This window comes from Methylobacterium isbiliense (assembly GCF_022179325.1).
In the GTDB taxonomy this organism is placed as follows: domain Bacteria; phylum Pseudomonadota; class Alphaproteobacteria; order Rhizobiales; family Beijerinckiaceae; genus Methylobacterium; species Methylobacterium isbiliense.
The window spans coordinates 29,956-56,288 of the sequence record NZ_BPQQ01000001.1 but is presented as its reverse complement, the minus strand read 5'-3'; the positions used below and the strand labels follow the sequence as shown (position 1 = coordinate 56,288).

Here is a 26,333-nt window from a genome sequence, read left to right as displayed (position 1 = left end):
GTTATCGGGCGGCGGGGTCCTGGTTGCAACGGCCTTGGCGGCGGCCTTGGCAACAGCCTGCCGGGGCCATCGAAGAAGGCCCCGCTCGCGGGGGCGGGCGGGGCCTCAAGGTATAAGGAGAGAAGCCTTCGAGGGAGGCGCATCCTCCCTCGCAAGACGCGTACCGCGAGGGCGGCCGCCGGCCTCAGGCGGCCTTGCGGTTCACGCGGCTCTCGGCCAGCGCGGTCAGCTTCTTGTCGGTGGCCTTCTCCTCGTCGAGGGTCTGCTGCAACGGGGCCACCACCTTGGTGTGGCCGAGCTGCTGGGCATGCGCGATCAGGGTGCCGTAGCGGGTGATCTCGTAATGCTCCACGGCCTGCGCGGCGGCCAGCATGGCGGCGTCGCGCACATCGGCATCGTCGGTATCGCCGATGATCTCCTCGGCCTCCTCGATGATCCCGTCCATCGCGGCGCAGCGCACGCCCTTGGCCGGCTGGCCGAGATCCTGGAACACCTGCTCGAGCCGCTTGATCTGCCCCTCCGTCTCGCGGAGGTGGGTCTCGAAGCCCTGCTTGAGCTGGGGATCGCTCGCCTTGGCGATCATCTTCGGCAGGGCCTTGGTGATCTGCTGCTCTGCGTAATAGATGTCCTGCAGCGTGTGATGGAACAGATCGTCCATCGTCTTGATCGGCTTGGAGAACAAGCCCATGACGGTCTCCTCCTGAGGCATCCGGGCCGTGCCGCCGCCCGGATCGGTCTGCCGGGGCAACGCCACCCCGCTCGCGCGGGTTCCTGCGGAACCCTCCCGGGAGTATCACTTCCGGGAGGATCGGTCCCCGGCCGGGTCCTGTCCGGGCCAGTCGACGATGCGGTCGAGGAGTTCCTCGGTCTCGAACTCCTCCTCGGTGCCGCTCACCCGCCCGCGCACCGAGATGCCGGCCTCGTGGACGGTGCGACGGCTGCCGGAGACCAGGGGGTGCCACCAGGGCAGGTCCTTCCCCTCGGCCAGGAGACGGTAGGCGCAGGTGGGCGGCAGCCAGGGCAGCGTGCGCACGGCCGCCGGCGTCAGGCGGACGCAGTCGGGCACCCGCGTCTGGCGCCTGGCGTAGTCGCGGCAGCGGCAGGCGCCGGCATCGAACAGCGTGCAGGCGACATCCGTATGGTGGATCTCGCCGGTGTCCTCGTCCTCCAGCTTCAGGAGGCAGCAGCGTCCGCAGCCGTCGCAGAGGCTCTCCCACTCCGCCGGGCTCATCGTGTCGAGCGTCTTCTCGCGCCAGAACGGCGTGCCGGGCGCCGCGGGGGCAGGCTCTGACCTGGTGGTCTCGGACTGGGTGACCTCGGATTCGGCGGCCTTGAGCGTGGCGGCCGAGGAACCGGCCAATGGAACGGCCAAGGAAACATCCTCAGGAAGGCGGGGGGTCGTCCCCTCCCCTCTGCCGCAGGCGCCGGCGCGGCACAAGCGCGGCGGGACCGCGACGAAGGCGCCCGCCGCGGGGCCTCGGTACTCCTGCGACCTCGCGCCCCGGTGATCGGCGCGTCATATCGGGCAAGGGACGAACCACGCGGTCCCGCGCGCGTTACCGTCAGGCCAAGCGCGGCCGTTCCGGGGCCGCCCCGGTCTCGCGGTCCGCCGCGAGACTTGGTAGGATCATCGCTCGTCGCCCCTCGTCCGGTCGCGGGCCGCCAAGGAACCTCCGTCGTGCCGCTGAACCGGCCCTCCTCGCTCTGGACACGCCTCGGCCAAGCCGCGCTCGGATTCGACGCGTGGGTCAACGCGAGCCTCTATGGCGGCGGCCGTTCGTTCGGCGATGCCTACGAGCGCTTCTCGGAGGTGATGCGCCGCCGGTTCACCGTGCGGGGCGTCAAGCGCGCCGTGCTCGACCTCGCGAGCGAGGGCGTGACGCTCGGGTTCGCGGGCGGCCTGGTGGTGCTCACCCTGGCGCAGCCGGCCTTCAACCAGACAAGCGAGAACTGGCTCAAGACCCAGGATCTCGCCGTGACCTTCCTCGACCGCTACGGCGTCGAGGTCGGGCGGCGCGGCATCAAGCACGACGATTCCCTGCGCATCGACGAATTTCCCGACGTTCTGGTCAAGGCCCTGATCTCGACCGAGGACCGGCGCTTCTACGAGCATTGGGGCATCGACCCGATCGGCACCGCGCGCGCGCTCACGGTCAACGCCCGCGGCGGCGGCCACGTGCAGGGCGGCTCCTCGCTGACCCAGCAGCTCGCCAAGAACCTGTTCCTGACCAACGAGCGCTCGCTCCAGCGCAAGATCAACGAGGCCTTCCTCGCCCTCTGGCTGGAATTCCACCTCTCGAAGAACGAGATCCTCAAGCTCTACCTCGACCGCGCCTACATGGGCGGCGGCACATTCGGGGCGGTGGCGGCGGCGGACTACTATTTCGGCAAGAACCTCAAGGACATCACCCTGGCGGAAGCCGCCATGCTGGCGGGCCTGTTCAAGGCGCCGACCAAGTACGCGCCGCACGTGAACCTGCCGGCCGCGCGGGCGCGGGCCGCGGACGTGCTGCACAACATGGTGGAGGCCGGCTTCCTCACCGAAGGCCAGATCCAGTCGGCCCTGCGCAACCCGGCGACCCCGGTCACGCGCTCGCGCGACGTCAGCGCCGACTACTACCTCGACTGGGCCTTCAACGAGGTGAAAAGGCTGGCCGACGACGGCAAGCTCAAGAAGGAGCGGGTGCTCGTCGTCAAGACGCCGCTCGATCTCTCGATCCAGAAGCGGGCCGACCAGACGGTCGAATCGGTCCTGCGCAAGTACGGCGACGCGTTCGAGGTCGAGCAGGGCGCGATGGTGGTGATGGACCCGGACGGGGCGGTGCGCGCGATGGTGGGCGGGGCCGATTACGGCCAGAGCCAGTTCAACCGCGCCACCGACGCCCTGCGCCAGCCCGGCTCCTCGTTCAAGCCCTTCGTGTACGCCGCCGCCCTCTCCACCGGCCAGTGGCGACCCGACAGCAAGGTGGTGGATTCCCCCGTCTGCATCGGCAATTGGTGCCCGGCGAATTACGGCCGCTCCTTTGCCGGCTCGATGCCGCTGTGGATCGCGGTGGCGAAGTCGATCAACACCATCCCGGTCAAGTTCTCGATCCAGATGGGCAAGGCCCTGGGCGAGACGCACGACGCCCGCGCCGCCAAGCTCGGCCGGGCCAAGATCATCGACACCAGCCGCCGGATGGGCCTGACCACCACCCTCACCGACTCGGTCTCGCTGCCGATCGGCTCGGCCGAGGTGACGGTGATCGACCAGGCGGCCGGCTACGCGGTCTTCGCCAATGGCGGGCGGCGCGCCAAGCCCTACGCGGCGGTGGAGATCCGCACCTCGGCCGGCGAGGTCATCTACCGCCACGACACCAGCGAGCCGGCGCCCGAGCAGGTGCTCTCCACCCGCGTCGTCGCCGACATGAACTACATGCTCAACAAGGTGGTGGACGAGGGCACCGGCCGGAAGGCGGCGATCGAGGGCTCGCGCACCGCGGGCAAGACCGGCACCACGAACGCCTACAAGGATGCGTGGTTCGTCGGCTACACCGGCAACTACGTGGCGGCGGTCTGGTACGGCAACGACGACCATTCCTCGACCAAGAACATGACCGGCGGCTCGCTTCCGGCGCTGACCTTCCACGAGGTGCTCCAGCCCGCCCACCAGGGCATCGAGCTGAAGCCGCTGCCGGGCTTCGAGGGCGACAAGCCGGGGGCCCAGGCCGCCAACAAGGCGCCCAGCGCCCCCGCCCCCGCCCCCGCCGCCCTGCCCGGCACCCTGTCGCGGCGCTCCTTCGAGGTGCTCGGCGGCATCGGCACGCTGTTCCGCACCGTCGAGCCGGCGCCGGGCCGGGCGGCGATGCGCGAGGTCGGCACTACCGGCACCTTCGCGGAGGGGACCGCCCCGACGAAGCGGATCGCGACGCCCTGAGACACCTGCCCCGGCCGGGGTTCGACGGCGCTGCGGGACGAGGACCGGCCGCGGCCGGCCGGCTCAGCCGGCGATCCCGGCCGATTCGCCGGAGGCCCGCCGCCCGGTCACCGCCTTGCGCAGCACGCGCGAGAGCTGCTCGACCGAGTAGGGCTTTTGGACGAGATCGAATCCGTGCGCGCCTTCCTGGGCCAGCACGTGGCTGTAGCCCGAGGTCAGCACCACCGGCAGCTCGGGATGGAGCGTGCCGACCTGATGGGCGAGCGCGATCCCGCCCATGCCCGGCATCACCACATCCGAGAAGACGATGTCGAAGCGGCGCGGATCCTTCCCGAGTTCCGCCAGCGCATCCTCGGCATTCGTCGCCCAGACGGTGGTGTGACCGAGATCCTCGAGGATCTGGGTGGCGAAGCGCCCGACCTCGACGTTGTCCTCCACCACCAGCACGCACAGGCCGCACTCGTCGGGGCCGCGCTCCTCGGGCAAGAGGCCGTGCCCCGCGTGGGGACCGGCCTCCACCTGCGGCAGGTAGAGGGTGAAGGTGGTGCCCTGGCCGACCACGCTTGCCACGTCGACGTCGCCGCCCGACTGCTTGGCGAAGCCGAACACCTGGGAGAGGCCGAGGCCCGTGCCCTTGCCCACCTCCTTGGTGGTGAAGAACGGCTCGAAGATGCGCAGCAGCACGTCGGGCGGGATGCCGGCCCCCGTGTCGGTCAGCGACACCGCCGCGAAGCCGCTGCTGCGCGAGCCGGCATGGCCGCGGATCGGCGGCATCGGCCGGCGGCCGTCGAGCCGCAGGGTGAGCGTGCCCTCGCCCGCCATCGCGTCGCGGGCGTTCACCGCCATGTTGATCAGCGCCGTCTCGAACTGGCTCAGATCCGCCCGGATGTAGCAGGGCTCGTCCGGGACCTTGGCGATGACGGCGATGCGGGCGCCCGTCACCGTGTCGAGCATGTCCGCCACCGCGTGCAGGGCGGCCCCGACCTCGAACACCTCGGGCTTGAGGGCTTGACGGCGGGCGAAGGCGAGGAGCTGCCCGGTGAGCTTGGCGGCCCGGTCCACCGTGTCGGAGATCGCCTCGACGTAGCGGGTGCGCCGCGCCTCGGCGAGGTCGGGCCGCTTCAGGAGGTCGGTGGAGGACTTGATGACGGTGAGCAGGTTGTTGAAGTCGTGGGCGACGCCGCCCGTGAGCTGGCCCACCGCCTCGAGCTTCTGCGACTGGCGCAGCGCCTCCTCGATGCGCTCGCGCTCGCGGCTCTCCGCGAGCAGGCGGGCATTGGCCTCGGCGAGCGCCTGGATGTGCTGCTTCTGCTCGGTGAGGTCGGTGAGGATGCCGCACAGGAGCGGCCGGTCGTCCCGCCGCTCCAGCCGGCTCAAGGAGAGGTAGACCGGCCGGTCCGCCCCGTCCGCGGACGCGAACGCCACCTCCTCGCGCACCGGGCTGTCCTTCGCCTCCTCGAGGAGGCGGGCGAGCGTCTCCGCGTGCACCGGGAGCACGAACCGGCCGAGCGGCTGGCCGGCCAGCCGCTCCTGGGGAAGCGCCAGCATCTCGGCGAGCCGCCGGTTGCAGTAGAGCACCACGCCGTCGGGGCCGAGGGTGACGGCGCCCTCCTGGATCTGCTCGATCAGCACCCGATAGGGGCGGTCCGCGTTCTCCAGCGTGTAGACGAGCCGCTCCTGGTTCGGCCCCTCGACCACCACCGCGTCGAAATCCCCCTGGCGGATCGCCGCGAGGGTGTCCTCGCTCTCCTCCAGGCGCGCCTCGGCGTCGCGCAGGCGCGCTTCGAGATCCTGGGCGCGGGCGCGCCAGACCTGTGCGGAGGTGTCCTGTGCGGAGGTGTCCGGCCCGGCCTCGTCAGCGCCCATCGGCGCCTCCCGGGGAGGCGGTCAGGCCGAGGCCGCGCAGGACGCGTTCCTCGTCCGAGAGGTCGCCGGTGATCCGGCGCGCGGGCGGGGGGGCGATCCGCAGCAGCGTCGGCGCCGCCAGGACGCCATCCCGCTGCGCGAGATCGGGCTGCTGGTAGATGTCGACGACTTCGAGCGCGTAGCGGTCCCGCAGATGGGTCCCGCACAGCCCGTGCAGGGTCTCCACCGTGCGCAGGGAGCGCGCCGATGTGCCGGCGACGAACAGGCGCAGCAGGTAGGGCCCGGACGCGTCCGGCTGCGGCTCGTCGGCGCTCACGGGCGATCGTCCTTCGCGCGGATGTCGAGGCCGACCAGCACCTTCTCGGTGTTCGAGAGGTCGCCGATGATGCGCTTGAGCGGCGACGGCAGCCGGCGCACGAGGGTCGGGATCGCCAGGATCTGGTCGCCGGCGGCGAGCTGCGGGTTCTTCATCAGGTCGATCACCTCGATGTCGTAGCGGCCCGCGAGGTGCTCCTCGCAGAACCGCCGCAGGTTCGCCATCGCGGCCACCGACTTCGCGGTCTGGCCGGCCACGTAGAGACGCAGGTGGTAATGCCCCGGATCCGCGTCGGGATCGGGGAGCGCGCCCCCCGCCGGCTTGGTCTGGTCGCTCATTCCGCCGCACTCCGCCGTGCCGCCAAGTCCCGGCGCCCCTCTGCCAGCGCCGCCTCGCGCAGCTCGTCCTCCTGGCGCAGGACGGCCTCCTCGTCGTCGGCGGCCTCCAGGCTGGCGCGCAGCTCGGCCACCTGGCGCTCGATCGCCTCGCGCCGCCGCGCCACCTCGCGCAGCCGCCGCTGGCGCTCCTGCCGCTCCCGCAGAAGGGCGGCCTTCTCCTGCGCCTCCTGCACGAGGCGCGCGGTTCCGGTGAGGACCCCGGCCGGCCCGATATAGGCATCCACCAGAGCGATGCCGGCATGCGACATCAGGAACTCGCGGACCTGATGGGAATGGCTCATGCCGCGGGCCTTGATGACGTAGAGCGTTCGCGTGCGCTCTCCGTTCGCCTCGACGTTGAGGAGCTTGACCCAGGCATCCATCAGCGAGGAGACGCCGAGATCGTCCCCCAGCTCGCTGCCCTCGACGCGCAGGCTGGTGAACACCGCGGTGACGCCGCGGCTCTTGAGCAGGTCGATCATGCGCAGGAGCGTCGCCTGCAATTCGGTCATGGGACCGCGCAGGGCCGAGACCGGATCGACCACCACGACGCTCGGCGCGAACCGGTCGATGTCGCGGTGCATGCGCGCGAGATGCATCTCCAGCCCGAACAGGCTCGGCCGCGCCGCCTCGAAGCGCAGGAGACCGCTCTCGACGTGCCGGCCGAGGTCGAGGCCGATCGACCCGGCGTTGCGGCAGATCTGCGCGCCGCTCTCCTCGAACACGAAGGCCATGCAGCGCTCGCCCCGCGCGCAGGCCGCATCCATCAGGGAGGCGCTGATCATGGTCTTGCCGGTGCCGGCCTCGCCCGAGATCAGGATGCTGGAGCCTCGATGGAAGCCGCCCGGCCCCAGCATGGCGTCGAGGCCCGCGATCCCGCTCGAGATCACCCCGCTCGACACGCCGTATTCGAGGTCGGTCGAGGTCACCGGCAGGACGCTGATGCCCTCGTCGTCGATGAGGAACGGGTACTCGTTGGTGCCGTGGGCCGAGCCGCGGTACTTCACCACCCGCAGGCGGCGGGTGGTGATCTGGTCCTCCACGCGGTTGTCGAGCAGGACCACGCAGTCGGAGACGTACTCCTCCAGCCCCTGGCGGGTGAGCTGCCCGTCGCCGCGCTCGCCCGTGATGACCGCGGTGAGCCCGCGCTCCTTGATCCAGCCGAACAGGCGGCGGAGTTCCGCGCGCAGGATCGACTGGTCGGGGAAGCCGGAGAACAGGGTCTCGATCGTGTCGAGCACCACCCGCTTGGCGCCGATGCTGTCCACCGCGAAGCCGAGCCGGATGAACAGGGCTTCGAGGTCGTACTCGCCCGTCTCCTCGATCTCGCTGCGCTCGACGCGCACGTGGTCGATGGCGAGCTTGCCCGCCGCGATGAGCCCGTCGAGGTCGTAGCCGAGCGAGGCCACGTTCGCCGTGAGATCCTCGGCGCGCTCCTCGAAGCTCATGAACACGCCCGGCTCGTCGAACAGCCGGATTCCGTTCACCAGGAAGGTGGTGGCGAACAGCGTCTTGCCGCAGCCGGCCGCGCCGCAGACGAGCGAGGGCCGGCCCGTCGGCAGCCCGCCCTGCGTGATCTCGTCGAAGCCCGTGATGCCGGTGGGCGCCTTGAGCAGCTTTGGGGCTGCGATGAGCTCAGACACGTCGGCGCGATCCCCTCAGCCCCGATCCGGAGCCCTCTGCTGCGGATCCCCGCCTTCTCCGCGGCGATCTGCCATCGGGCCGGCTCGCCGGGCCTTGCATCGTTCGGCCCCGCACCCGCGATGCAAGGCGTCCGTGCGGCCAAGTCCAGCTAATGCAGCCCCCGGCCGATAGCAATACGAGGGACGGGGCGAGGGCGCACGCGGCCAACGGAAAGCGGCGCGCGGCACCAAGCCGGAGCATGACGGACCGGGCGGCGACGCCGGAACGATGATCGCGCGGCCCTCGCACGTCATCGCCCGGGCCCGGCGTTCCGCGTCCCGGGGGTTGCTTGGCCCCGACCTAGCGCTACCTGAGACCACGAACCCTCAATCCCTCGCGAGCGGCCCCGATTGCGTGAGCATCGTCCCGAACACACCGTCGCGCGCCCGCATCCTCGACGACAGGGCACGCGGCGCCATCTTCGGCACAGGCTCGGCGCAGGCTCGCGAACCGGCCGGCGCACCGGTCCGGGCGCGCTGCGTGGCCCGGTCTGAGGCCCGGCGGCCAGGGATGGTCCGGCCTCATGACGGATGAGCTTCTCGTCGCGGCCGCCGTGCTGCCCTTCGCGGGCGCGCTGGGGGCCGCCCTCCTGCCGCGCCGCGCGCGGGATGCCGCCGCCGGGCTCGCCGGGCTCTCGGCGCTGGTCGGCCTCGGCTGCGTCCTCGCCCTGATCCCGGCGGTGGCCTCGGGCCGCTCGGCCGCCGTGTCCTTCTCCTGGCTGCCCTCCCTCGGCCTCGCCGTCACCCTGCGCATCGACGGGCTGGCGTGGCTGTTCTCGCTCCTCGTCCTCGGCATCGGCGCGCTCGTGGCGCTCTACGCGCGCTACTACATGGCTCCGGGGGACTCGGCCTCGCGCTTCTTCTCGCTCCTGCTCGCCTTCATGGGGGCGATGCAGGGCGTAGTCCTGGCGGGCGACCTGATCCAGCTGGTGGTCTTCTGGGAGCTGACCAGCCTCCTGTCGTTCCTGCTGGTCGGCTACTGGTCCGGCAAGCCGCAGGCCCGCGAGGGGGCGCGCATGGCGCTCACCGTCACGGCGGCAGGCGGCCTGTGCCTGCTCGCCGGCATGATCCTGATCGGGCGCATCGTCGGCAGCACCGATCTCGCCACCGTGCTGGCCTCGGGCGACCGCATCCGGGAGAGCCCGCTCTACCTGCCCGCCCTGGTGCTGGTGCTCGCCGGTGCGCTGACCAAGAGCGCACAGGTGCCGTTCCACTTCTGGCTGCCGCGCGCCATGGCGGCCCCGACCCCGGTGAGCGCCTACCTGCATTCCGCGACCCTGGTGAAGGCCGGCATCTTCCTGATGATCCGGCTCTATCCGGTGCTGGCCGAGACGGATGCGTGGTACATCCTCGTCGGCACGGCGGGCGTCGCCACCATGCTGTTCGGGGCGTGGTGCGCGGTGTTCCAGCACGACCTCAAGGGGCTGCTCGCCTACTCGACCATCAGCCATCTCGGGCTGATCACGCTGCTGCTCGGGCTCGATTCCACCCTCTCGGTGGTGGCGGCGATCTTCCACACGGTCAACCACGCCACCTTCAAGGCGTCGCTGTTCATGGCGGCGGGGATCATCGACCACGAGACCGGCACCCGGGACCTGCGCCGCCTGAGCGGCCTGCGCCGCGCGATGCCGGTCACCGCCACGCTCGCGATGGTGGCGGCGGCCGCGATGGCCGGGGTGCCGCTCCTGAACGGCTTCCTGTCCAAGGAGATGTTCCTGGCCGAGGCGGTGGCGGGCACGCACGACCGGGCGCTCAACGCCGGCCTGCCGCTCGTCGCGGCCGTCGCGAGCGCCCTGTCGGTGCTCTACTCGCTGCGCTTCATCCGCCAGACCTTCTTCGGACCGCCCGCCCTCGACCTGCCGCGGGCGCCGCACGAGCCGCCGCGCTGGATGCGCTTCCCGGTCGAGGCGCTGGTGGTGGCCTGCGTCGCGGTCGGGCTCGCGCCGGGCCTCATCATCGGCACCGCCCTGGAGATCGCCGTGGTGGCGGTGTTCGGCGAGCGCGCACCCGCCTACAGCCTGAGCCTGTGGCACGGGTTCAACCTCCCGCTCGCCCTCAGCCTCGCCGCCCTCGTCGTCGGCGTGGGGCTCTACCGCCTGCTCGGGCCGCGCATCGACACCAATCCGCGCGGCGGTCCCTGGCTGCTCGACCGGCTCGACGCGGCGCGCCTGTTCGACCGGGCGATGGTCGGCCTGGAGCGGGGGGCGCGCTGGCTGGAGGACCGGCTCGGCGCGGCGCGGCTGCAGGACCAGTTGCGGATCCTGCTCCTCGTCGCCCTGGTTCTCGCCCTCACGGCCCTGCTGCACGGCGCCGGGATCGCGCCCGCGACCCTCCGGCTGCCGGAGGCGGGCCTCGATCCTGCCTTCGCGCTGCTGTGGCTGGTGGGCGGGGCCTCAGCGGTCGCGGCGGCGGCGGCGGCGAAGTACCAGCGCCTCGCGGCGATCATCTTCGCGGGCGGGGCCGGTCTCGTCTCCTGCATCACCTTCGCGTGGCTCTCGGCACCGGACCTCGCCGCGACGCAGATCCTGATCGAGGTCGTCACCACCGTGCTGCTGCTGCTCGGCCTGCGCTGGCTGCCGAAGCGCGACCGCTCCATCCCGATCCCGGCCTCCGAGAAGCCGCGGGCGCGCCGCCGCCGGGCGGCGGACCTCGCCCTCGCGGTGGCCTTCGGGGCGTGCCTCGCCGGGCTGTCCTACGCGGTCATGGCGCGGCCGGCCGGCGAGGGCATCGCGCGCTTCTTCGTCGAGAACGTCTATTCCGGCGGCGGCGGGCGCAACGTCGTCAACGTGCTGCTGGTCGATTTCCGGGCCTTCGACACGCTGGGCGAGATCACGGTGCTCGGCATCGTGGGGCTCACCGTGCTGGCCCTGCTGCGGCGCTTCCGCCCGGCCGCCGACAGCCTGGACCGCCCGGCCCCGCAGCGCCGGCTCGCCGCCTGGGAGAGGGCCCAGCCCGACCGCAACCCCGGCGACAGTATGGCCGACGCGATGCGGGTGCCCGCCACCGTGATGACGTGGCTGTTTCCCGTCCTGGTCGTGCTCGCCCTGCACCTCTTCCTGCGCGGCCACGACCTGCCGGGCGGCGGCTTCGCGGCGGGCATCGCGCTCTCGATCGCCTTCGTGCTGCAATACATGGCCCACGGCGCCCGCTGGGTGGACGAGCGGCTGGCGATCCGGCCGGTGACCTGGATCGGCTGCGGCCTCCTTGTGGCGGCGGGCGTCGGGGCGGGCTCCTGGCTGTTCGGGCGGCCCTTCCTCACCACGGCCTTCGCCTACGCGGAGATTCCGGGCCTCGGCAAGATTCCGCTCGCGAGCGCGCTCCTGTTCGATCTCGGCGTCGTCGTGCTGGTGGTGGGCGCCACGGTGCTGATGCTCGTCGCCCTCGCCCGCCAGTCCCTGCGCCGCGCCCGCGCCGAGGCCGCCGGGCTGCCCCAGCGGGAGGAGGCGTGATGGAGGCCGTGCTCGCCGCCGGCATCGGCGGCCTTGCCGCCGCGGGCGTCTGGCTGATCCTGCGCCCGCGCAGCTTCCAGGTGGCGATCGGGCTGACCCTGCTCGGCTACGCGGTCAACCTGTTCGTGTTCGCGATGGGGCGGCTGCGGGTCGGCGCCCCGCCGGTGCTGGCGAGCCCGGAGGCCAACGATCCGACCCTCTACGCCGACCCGCTGCCGCAGGCGCTGGTGCTGACGGCCCTCGTCATCAGCTTCGCGCTGACCGCCCTGTTCCTCGTCGTGCTGCTGGCTGCCCGCGGCATCGCGGGGAGCGACCACGTCGACGGCCGGGAGCCCGACCGATGAGCCTGCCCGCCGACCATCTGATCGTGGCGCCGGTCGTGCTGCCGCTCGCGGTCTCGGGCGCGCTGCTCCTCCTCGACGAGCGGCGCCACGCCCTGAAGGCGGGCGTCAGCGTCGCCACCGCGCTGGCGCTGCTCGCCATCGCGGTCTGGCTCCTGCTCGCCGCCGCGGCGGCCCCCGGCGCCCTCGCCTACCGGCTCGGGGACTGGCCGGCGCCCTACGGCATCGTGCTGGTCGTCGACAGGCTCTCGGCGGGGATGCTGGTGCTCGCGAGTGTGCTCGGCCTCTGCGCCCTCGTCTACGCGCTGTCGCGCTGGAACCGGGCCGGGCCGCGCTTCCACGCCCTATTCCTGCTGCTGCTGATGGGCGTCAACGGCGCCTTCCTCACCGGGGACCTGTTCAACCTGTTCGTGTTCTTCGAGGTGATGCTGGCCGCCTCCTACGGGCTGGTGCTGCACGGCTCGGGCGCCGCGCGCATCCGCGCGGGGCTCGCCTACATCGCCGTGAACCTCGTGGCGTCGCTGTTCTTCCTGATCGGCGTCAGCCTCGTCTACGCCAATACCGGCACCCTCTCGATGGCCGACCTCGCCCGGCGCCTGCCGCTCCTCGGCCCGGCCGAGCGCTCGCTGTTCGAGGTCGGGGCCGCCTTCCTGGGCGTGACCTTCCTGATCAAGTCGAGCCTGTGGCCGCTCGGGTTCTGGCTGCCCCCGGCCTACGCGGCGGCGAGCGCGCCTGCGGCGGCCATCCTGTCGATCCTGAGCAAGGTCGGGGTCTACGTCGTGGTGCGGCTGAGCCTGCTGCTGTTCGGGGCGGAGAGCGGCGCCTCGGCCGGGTTCGGGGCGCAGTGGCTGCTCGCCGGCGGCATCGCCACCCTGGCCTTCGGCACCTTCGGCCTCCTCGCCGCGCGGGACCTCGCAAGGGCTGCGGGCTTCGCCGTGATGATCTCCTCGGGCACGGTGCTGGCGGCGCTCGGGTCCGGCAGCGCCGCGGCGGTGTCGGGCGCGCTGTTCTATCTCGCCGGCTCGACGCTGGCGGCCGCCACCCTCTTCCTCCTCGCCGAGATCCTCCAGCGCGGGCGCGATCCGGCGGCCTCCGCCACCGAGGCGGTGTTCGACGACGAGGACCTCGATCCGTTCGAGGACGACGACACCGTGGTCGCCCTCGACATCCCGGCGATCGTCGCGCTCCTGGGAGCGGCCTACCTCGTCTGCGCGCTGATGCTGGCGGGTCTGCCGCCGCTCGCGGGCTTCATCGGCAAGCTCGCGATCCTCTCCGGGCTGGCCGGGGCCGCGGCCCCCGCAGGCCCGGTCGCGGCCTCGTCCTGGCTCCTCGTCGGCGCGCTGCTGCTGTCGGGGCTCGGCACGCTGATCCCGCTCCTGCGCTTCGGCATCTTCAACTTCTGGGTCCCGTTGGAGGGGCCCTCGCCCGCCCTGCGGACCGCCGAGGCCGCGGCGCTGGCGGGCCTCGTCGCGGGCTGCCTCGCGCTCAGCCTGTGGGGCGGGCCGGCCCTGGCCTATGCCGAGGCGACGGCGCGCTGGCTCGCGAGCCCGGCGGGCTACGTCGATGCGGTGCTGCGGGAGACGGCCCGGTGAGGCGGCTCGCGCGGCTCCTGCCCCATCCCCTGCTGTCCTTCGGCCTCGCGCTGATGTGGCTCCTCCTCAACGCGCCGGTCACCCCGGGGACCGGGCTCCTCGCGCTCGCGGTCGGGCTTCTCGTGCCGCTCAGCCTGCGGGCGCTGCGGCCGGAGCCCCTGCGGGTGCGCGCGCCCCGCGCGCTCCTCGTCCTCGCCGGCCGCGTGGCGGCGGACGTGGTGCAGTCCAACATCGCGGTCGGCCGGGTCATCCTGGGCCTTCGCCCGGGCGAGCGGCGCAGCGGCTTCGTGCACGTGCCGCTCGCCATCACCAGTCGCGCCGGGCTGACGGCGCTTGCCATCATCCTCACCAGTGCCCCCGGGACGCTCTGGGTCCAGCACGATCCGCGGACCGGACGGCTGCTCCTGCACGTGCTCGACCTCGACGAGGCCGACTGGCCGGCCCGGATCAAGGCACGCTACGAGGGCCTGCTGCTGGAGATCTTCCCGTGAGCCCCCTGCCCCTGACCAGCCTGATTCTCTCCTGGGGGCTGGCCCTCGCGGCCGTGCTCCTCGTGCTGGCCATGACCCTCTGCGCGTGGCGGATGCTGCGCGGCCCCCGCGCCCAGGACCGGGTGCTCGCGCTCGATGCCCTCTACGTCAACGGCCTGCTGCTGATCCTGGTGCTGGGCATGCGCCAGGGCAGCGGCCTCGCCTTCGAGGCCGCCCTGATCATCGGTCTCGTCGGCTTCACCGCCACGGTGGCGCTCGCCAAGTTCCTGATGCAGGGCGAGGTGATCCGGTGAGCGCCGACCTGCCGGTCTGGGCGGCCTGCCTCGTGGTCGGCCTCGCGCTCGCGGGAGCGGCGGTCTCCTTCGTCGGGGCGCTCGGCCTCGTGCGCCTGTCGCATTTCTACGAGCGGGTCCACGCGCCGTCCCTGTGCGCGACGCTGGGCCTGTTCCTGGTGGTGGCGGCCTCGTCGCTGTTCTTCTCGGTCGCGGAGGGGCGGGTGGTGCTGCGCGACGGGCTCATCGCCCTGTTCGTGATCGTGACGACGCCCGTGACCCTGCTGCTCCTCGGCCGCGCGGCCGCCTACCGCGACCGGGCCGAAGGCCACCCGGGCGCACCGCCCGAGCCCTAGGACCCTGCCTCGGGGTGCCCCCCCGTCAGGATCGCAGCCGCCACGGCCTCGGCGTGCTCCTCGTGGGCCGCCAGCGCGCCCGGGACCCGGGCGGTCGCGACGCCCGGGGCGGCGGCGAGCGCATCCATCTCGGCGCCGGAGCGGCGGGGGGCCTTGTCCGGGCGCAGCACCAGCACCGGCGGCAGGCCCGGTCCGAACAGGGTGAGGAACTCCGCGCGGGTCTCGACCGGATCGAGGCCGCCGGTGACGAAGGCCGCGGTGCCGAAGCGGGCGCCCGGCTGGCGCGCCACCCGGGCCTTGTCGGCGAGCAGATCGGGCGTGACCCGGGCCGGATCCGCGTAGACGTGGGCGCGCATCATCCGGGCGATGACCGGCGTGCTGAGATTGATCCTGTAGAGGAGGTGGCCGAGGACCGGCGCCTCCACGGCCCGGCGCAGGCGCCCGAAGAGCGGGCGGCGCGCCTCGCCCATCGCGGTCGGCAGCGGCCCGCGCCAGGTCGGCGCGACGAGGACGAGGCGCCCGAATGTCCCCGGATGCCGGCGCGCCGCCGCCAGCAGGTAGCCCGCCGCGTGCCCGGCCCCGATCCCCAGCGCGTAGGGTCCCGGCAGGGCGGCGAGCAGCGCGTCGAGAAAGCTGTGCAGCGCGGCCGGCGAGAGCGGCAGCCGCGCCCGCGGCTCCGCCCCGAAGCCCGGCCAGTCCGGCACATGGCAGCGGAAGCCGGGGAGGGCCTCGGCCAGCGGGCGCATCTCCTCGCGGGTGGCGATGGAGGACAGCGCCGGCAGGAGCAGCGCGTCGGGACCCTCCCCGAACACGTCGCAGCCGATGGTCACCGGGCCGGAGGGCAGTGCGAGGGTCAGGCGGCGGGTCTCGATGGCGGTCATGGCTCGGCGTCTCAGAACGGCTTCACGATCACCAGGATCACGATGGCGATCATCAGGAGCGTCGGCACCTCGTTGACGATGCGGAAGAAACGCGGCGCGCGCGCGTTGCGGTCGGCCGCGAAGTCCTTGACCATGCGCGCGAACCAGCCGTGCAGGCCGCTCATGGCGAGGACCAGCGCGAACTTGGCGTGCATCCAGCCCTGCGTGTAGGCGCCGCTCATCACCACGAGCGCGATCCCGAGCACCCAGGTGGCGATCATCGCGGGGGTCATGATCGCCTTCAGCAGGCGACGCTCCATCACCTTGAAGGTCTCGCCCTGCGGCGACCCGGCCGGCAGGGCGCTGTGATAGACGAACAGGCGCGGCAGGTAGAGCATGGCGGCCATCCAGGCGATGATCGCCACCACGTGGCCGGCCTTGATCCAGAGATAGAGCATCAGGACCTCAGCCGCGCGAGCATGCGCTCGACATGGGGGATGGGCGTCTGCGGGGTGATGCCGTGGCCGAGGTTGAACACGTGCGGGTGCCCGGCGGTGGCGGCCAGGATCGCGTCGACCGCGGCGTCCAGGGCCGCGCCGCCCTCGATCAGGGTCTCGGGCGAGAGGTTGCCCTGCGTCACCGCCGCGGCCGGCAGGCGGGCGCGCACGGATGCGAGGTCGACGTCCCAGTCGACCCCGACCGCGTCGGCGCCCGTCTCGGCGAGCGCGCGGACATGCCCGTCGAGCCCCGAGCCGCGGGGAAACACGATCACCCGGGCGCCCGGGACCCGGGCGCGCAGGCCCGCGACCATCCGGGCGATCGGCCGGAAGCTGAAGCGCGCGAGCGCATCGCCCGTCTCCCCGGCCGGCAGCGCCGGCAGCGCACCCGCGTGGCTCTCGAAGATCTGCACCGCGTCGGCCCCGGCCTCGAGCTGGCGGGCGAGGTACTCGACCGAGACCGTGACCAGCCGGTTGAGCAGCGCGTCGAGGAGGGCGGGGTCGCGCGCCGCGAGGCCACGGGCGGGGGCGAGGTCCGGCGTGCCGCGCCCGCCGATCATGTAGCTCGCCACCGTCCAGGGCGCGCCGCAGAAGCCGAGCAGCGTGGTCTCGCGCGGCAGCGCCGCCCGCACGCGCGACACCGTCTCGAAGACCGGCCCGAGATGGGCCATGATCCGGGCGTCGCCGGGCTCGCGCAGGGCCTCGATCTCCGCCCGGTCCGCGACGGGATCGAGGCGCGGCCCCTCCCCTTCCACGAAGCGCACGCCCTGGCCGAGGGCGTGGGGCACCACGAGGATGTCCGAGAACAGGATCGCCGCCTCGAAGCCGAAGCGGCGGATCGGCTGGAGCGTCACCTCGGCGGCGAAGTCGGGCGTGTAGCACAGGTCGAGGAACGAGCCCGCCTTGGCCCGCAGCTCCCGGTACTCGGGCAGGTAGCGGCCGGCTTGCCGCATCATCCAGGCCGGGGGCGGCGTCAGCGCCTCGCCCCCGAGCACGCGCAGCACGGGCCGCATCGCCCGCGCGCCGGTCTCGGTCTCGCCCATCACGCGCCCTGCGCCTCCTTCACCCGCTTCCCCTGAGCTACCCTATGACCGCAGAGCCGCCGCGACGCCAGCCTGACGGTTCGTCGCCGTGCGGCAGCGCGACCGGTTGAACGGGGCGGCATCCCCGTCGACACAGAGAGCGCGAGATCGACGGTCGGGCAGGCGGGAGCGGCGGCGGATGAAGGGCTGGACGCGAGGATTGCTGGGCGCGGTGCTGCTGGCGGCGGCGGGCCTCCCGGCGCAGGCGATCGAGGGCGGCGCGATGGCGGGCGGGCGCGATGCGCTGACGCGGGCCACGGTGGCGGTGGGCACGCTCGGCCGCTCCGACGAGGACGACGACAAGGTCAACCTCACCCGCTGCTCGGGCGTGCTGATCGCCCCCAGCCTGGTGCTCACGGCCGCGCATTGCGTCGGCGACAACCCGCTCGGGGCGGCGGTGATGTTCTACCGCGGCAGCCGCCCGGTGCGGCCGGCCTATCGGGCAGCCTCGGTCGCCCGCTACGTGGTGGAGCGCGACGACGACATCGGGGTCAACCTGTCGAGCCTCGCCCTCGACATCGCGGTGGTGCGCCTCGCCGCGCCGGTGCGCGACCGCGCCCCCGTGCCGCTGGCGCGCGCCAGCGGCCTGCCGGGGCCGCTGCGGATCGCGGGCGTCGGCCTCTCGGGGGGCGAGCCCGGCACGCTCAAGACCGCGCGCCTCGTGCCGCTCGCGGTCACCGGCAGCGGCCTCACGCTCGCCCGCGCGGTCGGCGCGCGGGTCTGCGTCGGGGATTCGGGCGGGCCGGTGGTCACGGGCGGCGGGCGGCTGTGGGGCGTGGCGAGCGCGGTCATCACCCGCTCGCCCCCCTGCGGCGACCTCGTGGTGATCGCCCCGGCCGGCCAGCGGCTGACCGGGGCGGCCCGGCGCGGGGCGACGGCGGTCGCGGCCCGCGACAGACGCGGGGGGCCTGTCGCCCCCCGCGCCCGGATCAGAACGAGGCCTGCGTGACGAAGCGGGTGTTGAGGTAGCCCTCGATCGCTTCCGAGCCGCCCTCGCTGCCGTAGCCGGAATCCTTCACGCCGCCGAAGGGTGTCTCGGGCAGGGCGATGCCGTGGTGGTTGATCGACATCATGCCGCTCTCGACGCGGGTGGCGAGCTTCGTCGCGGTCTCGGCCGAGCGGGTATAGGCGTAGGCCGCGAGCCCGTAGGGCAGGCGGTTGGCCTCCGCGAAGGCCTCCTCGTCGTCCGAGAAGCGCTGGATCGCGGCGATCGGCCCGAAGGGCTCCTCGTTCATGATGCGCGCGTCGAGCGGCACGTCGGTGAACACGGTCGGCTCGAAGAAGTGGCCGCGGTTGCCGATGCGCTTGCCGCCCGTGCGCAGGGTCGCGCCCTTGTCCTGCGCATCGGCCACGAAGGCCTCCATCGCCTCGATGCGCCGGCCGTGGGCGAGCGGCCCCATCTTCACGCCCTCCTGCAGGCCGTCGCCGACCTTGAGGTCCTGCGCGAAGCCCACGAAGCGGTCGACGAAGCTGTCGAAGACCGAATCGTGCACGAGGAAGCGCGTCGGCGCGACGCAGACCTGGCCGGCGTTGCGGAACTTGTTGGCGCCCAGAACCGAGACCGCCTTGGCGACGTCCGCGTCGCGGAAGACGATCGCCGGGGCGTGGCCGCCGAGTTCCATCGTCGCGCGCTTCATGTGCTGGCCGGCGAGCGCCGCGAGTTGCTTGCCCACCGCCGTCGAGCCCGTGAAGGACATCTTCCGGATCACCGGATGCGGGATCAGGTAGGAGGAGATGGTCGCCGGGTCGCCGTAGACGAGGCCGACGACGTCGCCCGGCACGCCCGCGTCGAGCAGCGCCCGGATCAGTTCCGCGCAGCTCGCCGGCGTGTCCTCCGGCCCCTTCAGGATCACCGAGCAGCCGGTGCAGAGCGCGGCCGCGACCTTGCGCACCGCCTGGTTGATCGGGAAGTTCCAGGGCGTGAAGGCCGCCACCGGCCCCACCGGCTCGCGCAGCACGAACTGCATCACGCCCTCGGCCCGGGGCGGGATCACCCGGCCGTAGGCCCGCCGGCCCTCCTCGGCGAACCAGTCCATCGTGTCGGCGCCGGCCATGACCTCGACGCGGGCCTCGGCCAGCGGCTTGCCCTGTTCCAGGGTCATGATGCGGGCGATCTCGTCGGCGCGCGCACGCAGGAGGTCGGCGGCCTTGCGCAGCACCTTGCTGCGCTCGAAGGCCGAGACCTTGCGCCACGCGGCAAAGCCCCGGTCGGCGGCGGCGAGCGCGGCGTCGAGGTCGGCGCGGCTGGCCACCGCGAGCTGGGCCAGGGTGTCGCCGGTGGCCGGGTTCTGGATCGGCATGGTCTGGCCGGCGGAGCCGCCGCGCCATTGGCCGGCGATGTGGAGCTGAACGTCGGGGAACATCGTTGGGCCGTTTCCTCAATCGGTCGGGGACGATGGCGCCCGATGTAGCGCATCGCCGGACAAAACGCACAGGCCGTCCCGCGGCTGGCCGCGGCCCCGGTCCGGCCTACCTTGCGGACGGGCGCGGGATCGTGCGCCCGGCATCCGGAGGCCTTCCACCCGTGGCATCCTCGCGTTTCCCGGCGCTCGTCCTGCTCGCGGCGGCGGGCGCGCCGGCGCTGGCCCAGCCGGCCGCCCCGCCCGCCCCGGCGGTGCCCGTCCCCCCGCCCTCCGCACCCCGGCCCACCCCCCCGACCGAGTTCCCCGAACTCACGACGACGCCCCTCAACCGCGTGGTGCCCGTCAACGAGGCGCGCACGATCGCCTTCTTCACGGCGCTCTACCCGGATTGCTCGACGCAGGGACCCCTGGTGGCGCGGCTCGTCGCGAAGCCCGAGCACGGCAGCGTGACCTTCGCGCAGGATCAGTCCTTCCCGCGCTACTCGGCTTCCTCGCCGTTCGCACCCTGCAACGCAAAGAAGGCCCCGGGCCTCAAGGTCACCTACGAGGCGGCGGAGGGCTACGAGGGCCTCGACCGCTTCCTGATGCTGCTGATCTATCCGGACGGCACCGCCGGCCAGTACGACGTCAGGGTCTCGATCCGGTAGCCTCCGCCGCAGGACGACGCCGGTGCGGCCGGATCAGGGACGCGTAGGCCGGGGCGCCGCGCCGCCGCGGCGCAGCTCCAGCGTCGCCCAGCCCTCGATCGTGCGGCGGCGGCACAGGCGGAACCCCTGCGCGGCGTAGGCCGAGAGCACGCCCGGCACGTCGCGGGGAATGAGGCCCGAGAGCACCAGCGTGCCGTCCTGCGCCACCACCCGGGCCAGCGAGGGGGCGAGGCGCCGCAGCGGCCGGGCCAGGATGTTGGCGAAGACGAGGTCGAAGCCCCGCGCCCGGTCCGCCAGCGCGTGGCGCACCCCCGGGGCCTCGTAGAGGCTGACGAAGGGCTTGAGTCCGTTCAGCGCCGCGTTGCTGCGCGCGGTGGCCACCGCCTCCGGGTCGAGGTCGCCCGCCACCACCCGCGCGCGCAGCAGGCGCGCGGCCGCGAGCCCGAGGATGCCGGTACCGGTGCCGACATCGAGCACGCGCCGGGGCCGGCGGCGCTTGAGGTCGTCCACCAGGGCCGTGAGGCAGCCGAGCGTGGTGCCGTGGTGGCCGGTGCCGAAGGCGAGCGCGGCCTCGATCTCGATCGGGCGGTCGTTGGGCCGCACCCGGTCGCGATCATGGGCGCCGTGCACGAGGACCCGGCCGGCCCGCACCGGCTTCAGGCCGTCGAGCGAGGCGCGCACCCAGTCCTGCTGGTCGATGGCCGTGAAGCTCGCCCGGTCGGCGGCCTCGCCCACGATCGGCCGGATCAGCTCGCGCACCGCCTCCTCGTCGGGCGGCTCGGCGAAGTAGGCTTCGAGCCGCCACGTCTTGCCGTCCTCGTCCTCGAAGGCCGCCACCGCGGTCTCGGTCGGGTCGAACACCTCGCCGATCAGGTCGGTCATGGCACGGGCGGCGCGCTCGTCGGTGTCGAGGCGCAGCACGTGGGTCGGGCGGTGGGGCGGGAGGCCTTCGAGCATGGCGCGGGGTCTACCACCCGGACCGGAACCCCGCCAGCCGTCGGGCGCGGCGGGCGCCGGGCCGTCGCGTCACCACGGCGTCATGCGGCGACGGCAGAAGGCGGGAACCGGGGCCGGTGATTCGCGTTCACTGGCGCGCCGGCCGCGAAGAAGCCGGGCCTTGAAGGACGTCGCGCGATGCGTATGCGAGTACGTGTGCCCTTTCGGACGGAAGATCCCCCGCAATCCCCGTCGCGCTCCCGGCGCGACCGCCGCCGCGCCCGGACGAACCCGTTCTCCGCCGAGGAGACCGCGCTGCCCGGACACCTCTTGGTGCTGCTGAGCCGGCTGCACCGGGTCGAGGGCGAGGCCGCCTCCCCGTCGCCGCCGGCGTCCGACCTGCGCTGAGCGCGGGATCGTCTCCGTCGTCCCTGGACGGCGGAGCGGGGCCGTGGTGCAATCGGCCGCGGAGGCCGCCATGAAGACCCTGCTCGTTCCGGTCACGCGCCACGCGCTGCTCGATTCCGTGCTGGAGACCGCCCTGCTCGCGGCGCGGCGCTTCGGCAGTTGCGTCGAAGGGTTCGGCCTGCGCCCGGCGCTCGCCGAATACGTGCCCGTCGACATGGTCGGCGGCATGACCTGGGTCCGGGACGAGGAGGCCGACCTCGCCGAGGCCCGCGATTGCGGCGGCCGGTTCCAGGCCTTCATGGAGCAGCACGGCGTGCAGCGCGAGCGCGCCGGGGCCCCCCACGACGAGCCCCGCTACCGCTGGCTGCCCGATGCCCCGCCCGGCGACGGCTTCCTCGCCCAGTACGCCCGGCTTTTCGCCGGGACGGTGGTGGGCCGGCCCGGCGGCGAGGCCGGCCCGCGCATGACCACGCTGGAGGCGGCCCTGTTCGAGAGCGGGCGCCCCCTGCTGATCGCGCCCCCCACCCCGCCGGCGAGCCTCGGCGAGACCGTGATGCTCGCCTGGAACGGGTCGACCGAGACCGCCCGCACGGTGGCCTTCGCGGAGGGCTTCCTGCGCAAGGCCGCCCGCATCGAGGTCGTGGCCGTCGACACCGGCATGGTTCCGGGGCCGAGCGCCGAGCAGATGGCCGCGGCCCTGGTCCGCGAGGGGCTGTCGGCGCGCGGCCGCACCCTCACGGCCGGCCGGCGCAGCGCGGGCGAGATCTACCTCGACGAGGCCGAGGCGCTGGGCTGCGACCTCCTGATCAAGGGCGCCTACACCCAGAGCCGCCTGCGCCAGATGATCTTCGGCGGTCCGACGAGCCACATCCTCGCCCACGCGACCATGCCGGTGCTGATGGCCCACTGAGCCGGGCGGCCGAGGCTCGCGCGCTGCGGCGGGCACCGCCGGCTTAGGCCGCTTGGCCGTCTTGCCGGACGGCATCGAACTGCTACGCGGCGGCAGCAGCGGGCCTACGCCCCGTCACGGCAATCCTCCATGCTTCCGATCCGCCCCGCCGCCCTCGCGCTCGCGAGCCTCCTCCTCGGCTTCGGTCCGGCCGCGGCCGACGACCAGCTGGCGCGCTGGCAGCGCGCCGACGCGCTCTGCGCCCTCCCGCCCTCCCCGCTGTCCGAGCAGGCCTGCCAGGACCGCGAGCGCGCCGCGCGGGCGCTCGTGCGGGCGGGCTGGTGCGAGACCGCGCCCGCGACGCCGTACGAGCATTGGGGCTGGCGGAGTTGCGGCCGGCACACGGCCGGCCGGCCGCATCACCGGACGCGCAAGGCGCACGGGAAGGCCTAGTTCTGGGGCCGTACGGACGGTGCATCCGGCCGTGCCCCCTGGCCGCGCCGGGCGGCTTGTGTTCCACTCGGGCGGTCGTGCGAAGACGACGGATAGTCAGGGAGAGGGCGATGCGTGGTGTCGTGGCGGCCGTGATCCTCGGCCTCGCGGGCGCGACGGGCGCGGCCGCACAGGAGAGCTGCAAGGCGCAGGCCACGGAGAAGAAGCTCGCGGGCGCCGCCCTGACGAGCTTCATGACCAAGTGCGAGAAGGATGCGGGCGCCCGCTGCGACGCGCAGGCCACCGACAAGAAGCTCTCCGGCGCGGCCCGCACCAGCTTCAGCAAGAAATGCGTCAAGGACGCCACCGGCGCCTGAGCTTGCGCCTCAGGCGATCCCCTCGATGGCGAGCCGCAGGTGCTGCGGCCCGCGCAAGGATGCGCCCGGACGGTAGGGCGGCGGGTTGTCGATCAGGCGCGGGTTTTTCAGGCGGCGCGCCAGCGCGACCAGCGCCGCCTCCGCCTCCAGCCGCGCCAGCGGCGCGCCGACGCAGAAGTGCAGGCTGCCGCCGAACCCGAAATGCTGGATGTCTTCCCGGTCGGGATCGAACCGGTCGGGCTCGCGGAACCGGGCCGGGTCGCGATTGCCGGAGGCGAAGAGCAGCACCACCGGCGCTCCTTCCGGGATCGTCGTGTCGTCCATCCGGATGGAGGCGAGCGCCTTGCGGGTGCGGAAATGCACGGGCGGCTCGTAGCGCAGCAATTCCTCGATCAGCCGCGGCGCCATCTCGGGGTCGGCGCGCAGCCGCTCCAGGTGCTCGGGAAAGCGCAGCAGCGTCAGCATCCCGTTGGTGATCAGGTTCACGGTGGTCTCGTGGCCCGCGATCAGCAGCAGGATCGCGGTGGCGATCAGGTCGTAATCGCCCATCCGGCCCGCCTGCGGGTCATGCCCGGTCGCGAGCCCGGAGAGGATGTCGTCCACGGGGTGGCGCCGCTTCTCCTTGATCAGGTCCTGCATGTAGGCCGCGATCTCGTCGAAGGTGGCGATGTTCTTGTCCCGGTTCTCCTTGTCCTCGCGGGCGTCGGGTTCGAGGGCGGTGGCGAGCTGCGTCGCCCAGCCGTGGAAACGCGCCTCGTCCTCCGGCGGCACGCCCAGCATCTCGCAGATCACCGTGACGGGCAGCGGGTAGGAGAAGTCGTCCACGAGATCGATCTGGCGCGCCTCGCGCTTCCGGTCGAGCAGGTCCGCCACCAGCGCGTCGACGCGGGCATGCATGGCGTTCACCCGCACGGCCGTGAACTCGCGCATGACGTGGCGGCGCAGCACGTCGTGGTCGGGCGGGTCGCGGAAGATGAGGGGGCGGTGCCGGGACCGGATCCGATCCTTGATCGGATTGACGATCCAGTCCTTGAACGGGTTGCCGGTGGGCGGATGCGTGGCGTCCGGCAGGTCCTCGGAGGAGAGGCGCGGGTCGAACACCAGCGCGCGCAGGGCCGCGTGCGTCGTCACCACGTAGGTGCCGTCGTCCTGGAGCGCCACCGGGCTCTCGCGCAGGCGGGCGTAGAGCGGGTAGGGATCGGGGCGGTGCGCCGGATCCTTGACCGCGGCGAACAGGGTGGGATCGGGCATCTTGGTCAGCCTCGCGCCGGGCGCTGCGGAAAGCCGGGATCCATGGGCGCGACCCGGCCCTGGTCGGTGGCCCCGAGGATCGGCGGGAAGGCGTCGCCCGCCGCGATGCGCGCCGCATAGGCCGGCAGCCAGCGGGCGGAATCGAACGACACCGCCGCCACCGTGCGGCCGGCCCGGCCGTAGACCGCCACGAAGCGCCGTTCGGCGAGGCTGCCCTGGGTCACCGCCACCGCATCGGCGCCGTTGGTGAGTCCCACCGACTTGATGTTGAGGTCGAACTGGCTCGACCAGAAGGCCGGCATCGCCGCGTAGGCGCCGTGGTCCTCCGGCGGGCCGACGAGGGTGCGCGCGGCATGCTGGGCCTGCTCGACCGCGTGGCCCCAATGCTCGAACGCGACCGGCCCGTCCGGAAAGAGCGGGTGGGGAAAGCGCGCGACGTCGCCCGCCGCCGCCACGCCGTCCACGGGCCGGCCCGCACGGTCGAGGACCCGGCAGAGCCCGTCGCAGGCGACCCCGCCCGCATCCGCCGCGACGCCGGAGCCCGCCAGCCACTCGGTGTTGCGCAGGGCGCCGAGCGCCACCACGACGACCGGCGCGTCGAGCCGACCGCCGCCGGCGAGGCGGGCCGCGCGCACCCGGCCCGCGGCATCCCCCTCCAGGGCCTCGACCCGGGTCTCGGGCCGGTAATCGACGCCCTCGCGGCGCAGCATCTCGGCGACGACGCGCCCGATCCGGGTGCCGAGCACGGAGGCGAGCGGCGTCGGGGTCGGGTCGACCAGCGTGACGGAGAGGCCGATGCTGCGGCAGGCGGCCGCCGCCTCGCAGCCGATGAATCCCGCCCCGATGATGAGGACGCGCGCGGGCTTCGCCGCGAGCGCCGCACGCAGGGCCGCCGCATCGTCCCGGTTGCGCAGGGTGAACACGCCGGAGAGCGCCGCCTCGGCCGGGTTCGGCCAGGGCCGCGCCCGCGTGCCGGTGGCGATCAGCAGCCGGTCGAAGGGCAGGCGCTCGCCCGTGGCCAGCGCCACCGCGCGGGCCGGGAGGTCGAGGCCGACCGCCGCCGCGCCCAGCCGCCACGTCAGGTCGAGCCCGGCCTGCCCCGGCAGGTCGATCGCCTCGGGGCGAGCCTCGCCGCTGAGCACGCGCTTGGACAGCGGCGGCCGGTCGTAGGGGCGGTGGGGCTCGTCGCCCACCAGCGTGATCGGGCCGCGATGCCCCTCGCGGCGCAGGGCCTCGGCGCCGCGCAGGCCGGCGAGCGAGGCGCCCACCACCACGGCGCGCAGCGCCTCAGCCATGACGGGCCTCCCCGGGCTGTCCGGGCGCGTCCGGCTCGGCCTCGAACCGGATGGCGCGCACCGGGCAGGCCTGCACCGCCCGCTCGATCTCCCGGCGCCGCTCGGGCGGGGGCGCGGGATCGTAGATCAGCACCTCGGGCCCGTGCAGCGCGAAGCTCGACGGCGCGGCGTAGCAGCACTGCGCGTAGGCTTGGCAGCGGTTCAGATCGACGACGACGCGCATGGGACCTCCCGCCTGTCGGCCCGGCCCCCGCCCGGGCCGCTCCGGCCACCGGGGCCATATGGAGGCCGAACGCCCCTCTCCCAGCCTCCCTGCGGTTTCGCAGGCACCGCGGCGCCGGTTACCTCACGCCTCGGCCGGGTCGAGGATCAGGCCGAGGCGGTCGCCCTTGCGCACCATCCCGCTCTCCGCAGGCTCCACCACGTCGTTGATGCTGCGCGCCACCCCGTTCAAACTCAAGGGCGCGCCGACCAGTTCGTCGAGTCCGTTGGGGAAGTCGCGGGGCGCCCGCACCCAGATCAGCCCCTCGGCCGTCTCCGGCCCGTCGATCACATCGGCTTCCCACACCTGTCCGCTCCTCCATCACCGGACCGATCTCGGCGAAAACGCGCCCCGAGGCAACTGCGGGTGAATCCAG

General features: G+C 73.3%; 28 protein-coding genes. 13 read left to right on the top strand and 15 right to left on the bottom strand.

What is annotated here, in order from left to right; all coding sequences use genetic code 11:
• Positions 1-184 precede the first annotated feature (184 nt).
• Together MFF61_RS00265 and MFF61_RS00260 are read right to left on the bottom strand one after the other, a co-directional pair.
• A complete protein-coding gene (locus MFF61_RS00265; protein ID WP_238233097.1) occupies positions 185-688 on the bottom strand; it encodes a YciE/YciF ferroxidase family protein in 504 nt (167 codons plus the stop codon).
• Between the two features lie 105 nt (positions 689-793).
• A complete protein-coding gene (locus MFF61_RS00260) occupies positions 794-1,231 on the bottom strand; it encodes a YcgN family cysteine cluster protein (protein ID WP_238233129.1) in 438 nt (145 codons plus the stop codon).
• A 447-nt stretch (positions 1,232-1,678) separates the two neighbouring features.
• On the opposite strand from MFF61_RS00260, the gene MFF61_RS00255 reads away from it, so the two are divergent.
• Positions 1,679-3,916, top strand: a complete 2,238-nt coding sequence (locus tag MFF61_RS00255; protein WP_238233096.1) for a transglycosylase domain-containing protein — start codon at positions 1,679-1,681, stop codon at positions 3,914-3,916.
• Positions 3,917-3,979: 63 nt separating this feature from the next.
• On the opposite strand, the gene MFF61_RS00250 is transcribed toward MFF61_RS00255, so the two are convergent.
• The 4 genes from MFF61_RS00250 to kaiC are packed head-to-tail and all read right to left on the bottom strand — an operon-like array spanning position 3,980 to position 8,118.
• Complete coding sequence (locus MFF61_RS00250) at positions 3,980-5,782, bottom strand: ATP-binding protein (protein WP_238233095.1); 1,803 nt, start codon at positions 5,780-5,782, stop codon at positions 3,980-3,982.
• Positions 5,772-6,098, bottom strand: a complete 327-nt coding sequence (locus MFF61_RS00245) for a circadian clock KaiB family protein (RefSeq protein ID WP_238233094.1) — start codon at positions 6,096-6,098, stop codon at positions 5,772-5,774. Before MFF61_RS00245 ends, MFF61_RS00250 begins: the two co-directional genes overlap by 11 nt.
• Positions 6,095-6,436, bottom strand: coding sequence for a circadian clock KaiB family protein (locus tag MFF61_RS00240; protein WP_238233093.1), 342 nt, complete (start codon positions 6,434-6,436; stop codon positions 6,095-6,097). The genes MFF61_RS00245 and MFF61_RS00240 overlap by 4 nt, the downstream gene beginning before the upstream one ends.
• On the bottom strand, positions 6,433-8,118 hold the full coding sequence (gene kaiC / locus MFF61_RS00235) for a circadian clock protein KaiC (RefSeq protein WP_238233092.1): 1,686 nt from the start codon (positions 8,116-8,118) through the stop codon (positions 6,433-6,435). Before kaiC ends, MFF61_RS00240 begins: the two co-directional genes overlap by 4 nt.
• 563 nt (positions 8,119-8,681) lie before the next feature.
• On the opposite strand from kaiC, the gene MFF61_RS00230 reads away from it, so the two are divergent.
• The 6 genes from MFF61_RS00230 to mnhG are packed head-to-tail and all read left to right on the top strand — an operon-like array spanning position 8,682 to position 14,658.
• The gene (locus MFF61_RS00230; RefSeq protein ID WP_238233091.1) at positions 8,682-11,606 is read left to right on the top strand and encodes a monovalent cation/H+ antiporter subunit A; all 2,925 of its coding nucleotides are present in this window, start codon (positions 8,682-8,684) and stop codon (positions 11,604-11,606) included.
• Positions 11,606-11,950: a Na+/H+ antiporter subunit C gene (locus MFF61_RS00225; RefSeq protein ID WP_238233090.1), complete on the top strand. Its 345-nt coding sequence runs from the start codon at positions 11,606-11,608 to the stop codon at positions 11,948-11,950. Before MFF61_RS00230 ends, MFF61_RS00225 begins: the two co-directional genes overlap by 1 nt.
• Positions 11,947-13,539, top strand: a complete 1,593-nt coding sequence (locus MFF61_RS00220; protein WP_238233089.1) for a monovalent cation/H+ antiporter subunit D — start codon at positions 11,947-11,949, stop codon at positions 13,537-13,539. The genes MFF61_RS00225 and MFF61_RS00220 overlap by 4 nt, the downstream gene beginning before the upstream one ends.
• 53 nt (positions 13,540-13,592) lie before the next feature.
• Complete coding sequence (locus MFF61_RS00215) at positions 13,593-14,030, top strand: Na+/H+ antiporter subunit E (RefSeq protein ID WP_238233128.1); 438 nt, start codon at positions 13,593-13,595, stop codon at positions 14,028-14,030.
• A gap of 11 nt (positions 14,031-14,041) precedes the next feature.
• On the top strand, positions 14,042-14,323 hold the full coding sequence (locus tag MFF61_RS00210; protein ID WP_283205949.1) for a K+/H+ antiporter subunit F: 282 nt from the start codon (positions 14,042-14,044) through the stop codon (positions 14,321-14,323).
• On the top strand, positions 14,320-14,658 hold the full coding sequence (mnhG, locus tag MFF61_RS00205; protein WP_238233088.1) for a monovalent cation/H(+) antiporter subunit G: 339 nt from the start codon (positions 14,320-14,322) through the stop codon (positions 14,656-14,658). The genes MFF61_RS00210 and mnhG overlap by 4 nt, the downstream gene beginning before the upstream one ends.
• Here the strand turns inward: mnhG and MFF61_RS00200 are convergent.
• From MFF61_RS00200 to hemE, 3 genes are read right to left on the bottom strand one after another with little or no spacing between them, the layout of a single operon-like run.
• On the bottom strand, positions 14,655-15,530 hold the full coding sequence (locus tag MFF61_RS00200; RefSeq protein ID WP_238233126.1) for an alpha/beta fold hydrolase: 876 nt from the start codon (positions 15,528-15,530) through the stop codon (positions 14,655-14,657). The genes mnhG and MFF61_RS00200 overlap by 4 nt on opposite strands.
• 20 nt (positions 15,531-15,550) lie before the next feature.
• Complete coding sequence (gene hemJ / locus MFF61_RS00195; RefSeq protein ID WP_238233087.1) at positions 15,551-15,976, bottom strand: protoporphyrinogen oxidase HemJ; 426 nt, start codon at positions 15,974-15,976, stop codon at positions 15,551-15,553.
• Complete coding sequence (gene hemE, locus MFF61_RS00190) at positions 15,976-17,058, bottom strand: uroporphyrinogen decarboxylase (RefSeq protein ID WP_238233125.1); 1,083 nt, start codon at positions 17,056-17,058, stop codon at positions 15,976-15,978. Before hemE ends, hemJ begins: the two co-directional genes overlap by 1 nt.
• A 178-nt stretch (positions 17,059-17,236) precedes the next feature.
• Between hemE and MFF61_RS00185 the strand changes: the two genes are divergently transcribed.
• Positions 17,237-18,046, top strand: coding sequence for a S1 family peptidase (locus MFF61_RS00185; protein ID WP_238233086.1), 810 nt, complete (start codon positions 17,237-17,239; stop codon positions 18,044-18,046).
• Here MFF61_RS00185 and MFF61_RS00180 read toward each other — a convergent pair.
• Complete coding sequence (locus MFF61_RS00180) at positions 18,027-19,460, bottom strand: NAD-dependent succinate-semialdehyde dehydrogenase (RefSeq protein ID WP_238233085.1); 1,434 nt, start codon at positions 19,458-19,460, stop codon at positions 18,027-18,029. The genes MFF61_RS00185 and MFF61_RS00180 overlap by 20 nt on opposite strands.
• Before the next feature lie 161 nt (positions 19,461-19,621).
• Between MFF61_RS00180 and MFF61_RS00175 the strand changes: the two genes are divergently transcribed.
• Complete coding sequence (locus MFF61_RS00175) at positions 19,622-20,107, top strand: hypothetical protein (protein ID WP_238233084.1); 486 nt, start codon at positions 19,622-19,624, stop codon at positions 20,105-20,107.
• 33 nt (positions 20,108-20,140) lie between these two features.
• On the opposite strand, the gene MFF61_RS00170 is transcribed toward MFF61_RS00175, so the two are convergent.
• On the bottom strand, positions 20,141-21,064 hold the full coding sequence (locus MFF61_RS00170; protein WP_238233083.1) for a 50S ribosomal protein L11 methyltransferase: 924 nt from the start codon (positions 21,062-21,064) through the stop codon (positions 20,141-20,143).
• 195 nt (positions 21,065-21,259) lie between these two features.
• Here MFF61_RS00170 and MFF61_RS00165 point away from each other — a divergent pair, with 195 nt between their 5' ends.
• The 4 genes from MFF61_RS00165 to MFF61_RS00150 all read left to right on the top strand — a co-directional run bounded on the left by MFF61_RS00165 (position 21,260) and on the right by MFF61_RS00150 (position 23,149).
• Positions 21,260-21,451: a hypothetical protein gene (locus MFF61_RS00165; protein ID WP_238233082.1), complete on the top strand. Its 192-nt coding sequence runs from the start codon at positions 21,260-21,262 to the stop codon at positions 21,449-21,451.
• A gap of 70 nt (positions 21,452-21,521) precedes the next feature.
• Positions 21,522-22,361 (top strand): universal stress protein, encoded by an 840-nt coding sequence (locus MFF61_RS00160; RefSeq protein ID WP_238233081.1) that lies wholly within the window; start codon positions 21,522-21,524, stop codon positions 22,359-22,361.
• 129 nt (positions 22,362-22,490) lie between these two features.
• Positions 22,491-22,793 (top strand): hypothetical protein, encoded by a 303-nt coding sequence (locus MFF61_RS00155; protein WP_238233080.1) that lies wholly within the window; start codon positions 22,491-22,493, stop codon positions 22,791-22,793.
• 110 nt (positions 22,794-22,903) lie between these two features.
• Complete coding sequence (locus tag MFF61_RS00150; RefSeq protein WP_238233079.1) at positions 22,904-23,149, top strand: PsiF family protein; 246 nt, start codon at positions 22,904-22,906, stop codon at positions 23,147-23,149.
• Positions 23,150-23,158: 9 nt separating this feature from the next.
• Here the strand turns inward: MFF61_RS00150 and MFF61_RS00145 are convergent, their stop codons facing one another.
• The 4 genes from MFF61_RS00145 to MFF61_RS00130 form a co-directional block, all read right to left on the bottom strand.
• Entirely contained in the window at positions 23,159-24,400 is a 1,242-nt protein-coding gene (locus MFF61_RS00145) for a cytochrome P450 (protein ID WP_238233078.1), read from the bottom strand.
• Between the two features lie 5 nt (positions 24,401-24,405).
• The gene (locus MFF61_RS00140; RefSeq protein ID WP_238233077.1) at positions 24,406-25,695 is read right to left on the bottom strand and encodes an NAD(P)/FAD-dependent oxidoreductase; all 1,290 of its coding nucleotides are present in this window, start codon (positions 25,693-25,695) and stop codon (positions 24,406-24,408) included.
• Complete coding sequence (locus MFF61_RS00135) at positions 25,688-25,918, bottom strand: ferredoxin (RefSeq protein WP_238233076.1); 231 nt, start codon at positions 25,916-25,918, stop codon at positions 25,688-25,690. Before MFF61_RS00135 ends, MFF61_RS00140 begins: the two co-directional genes overlap by 8 nt.
• Before the next feature lie 123 nt (positions 25,919-26,041).
• Positions 26,042-26,263 (bottom strand): hypothetical protein, encoded by a 222-nt coding sequence (locus tag MFF61_RS00130; RefSeq protein WP_238233075.1) that lies wholly within the window; start codon positions 26,261-26,263, stop codon positions 26,042-26,044.
• Positions 26,264-26,333: the final 70 nt, after the last annotated feature.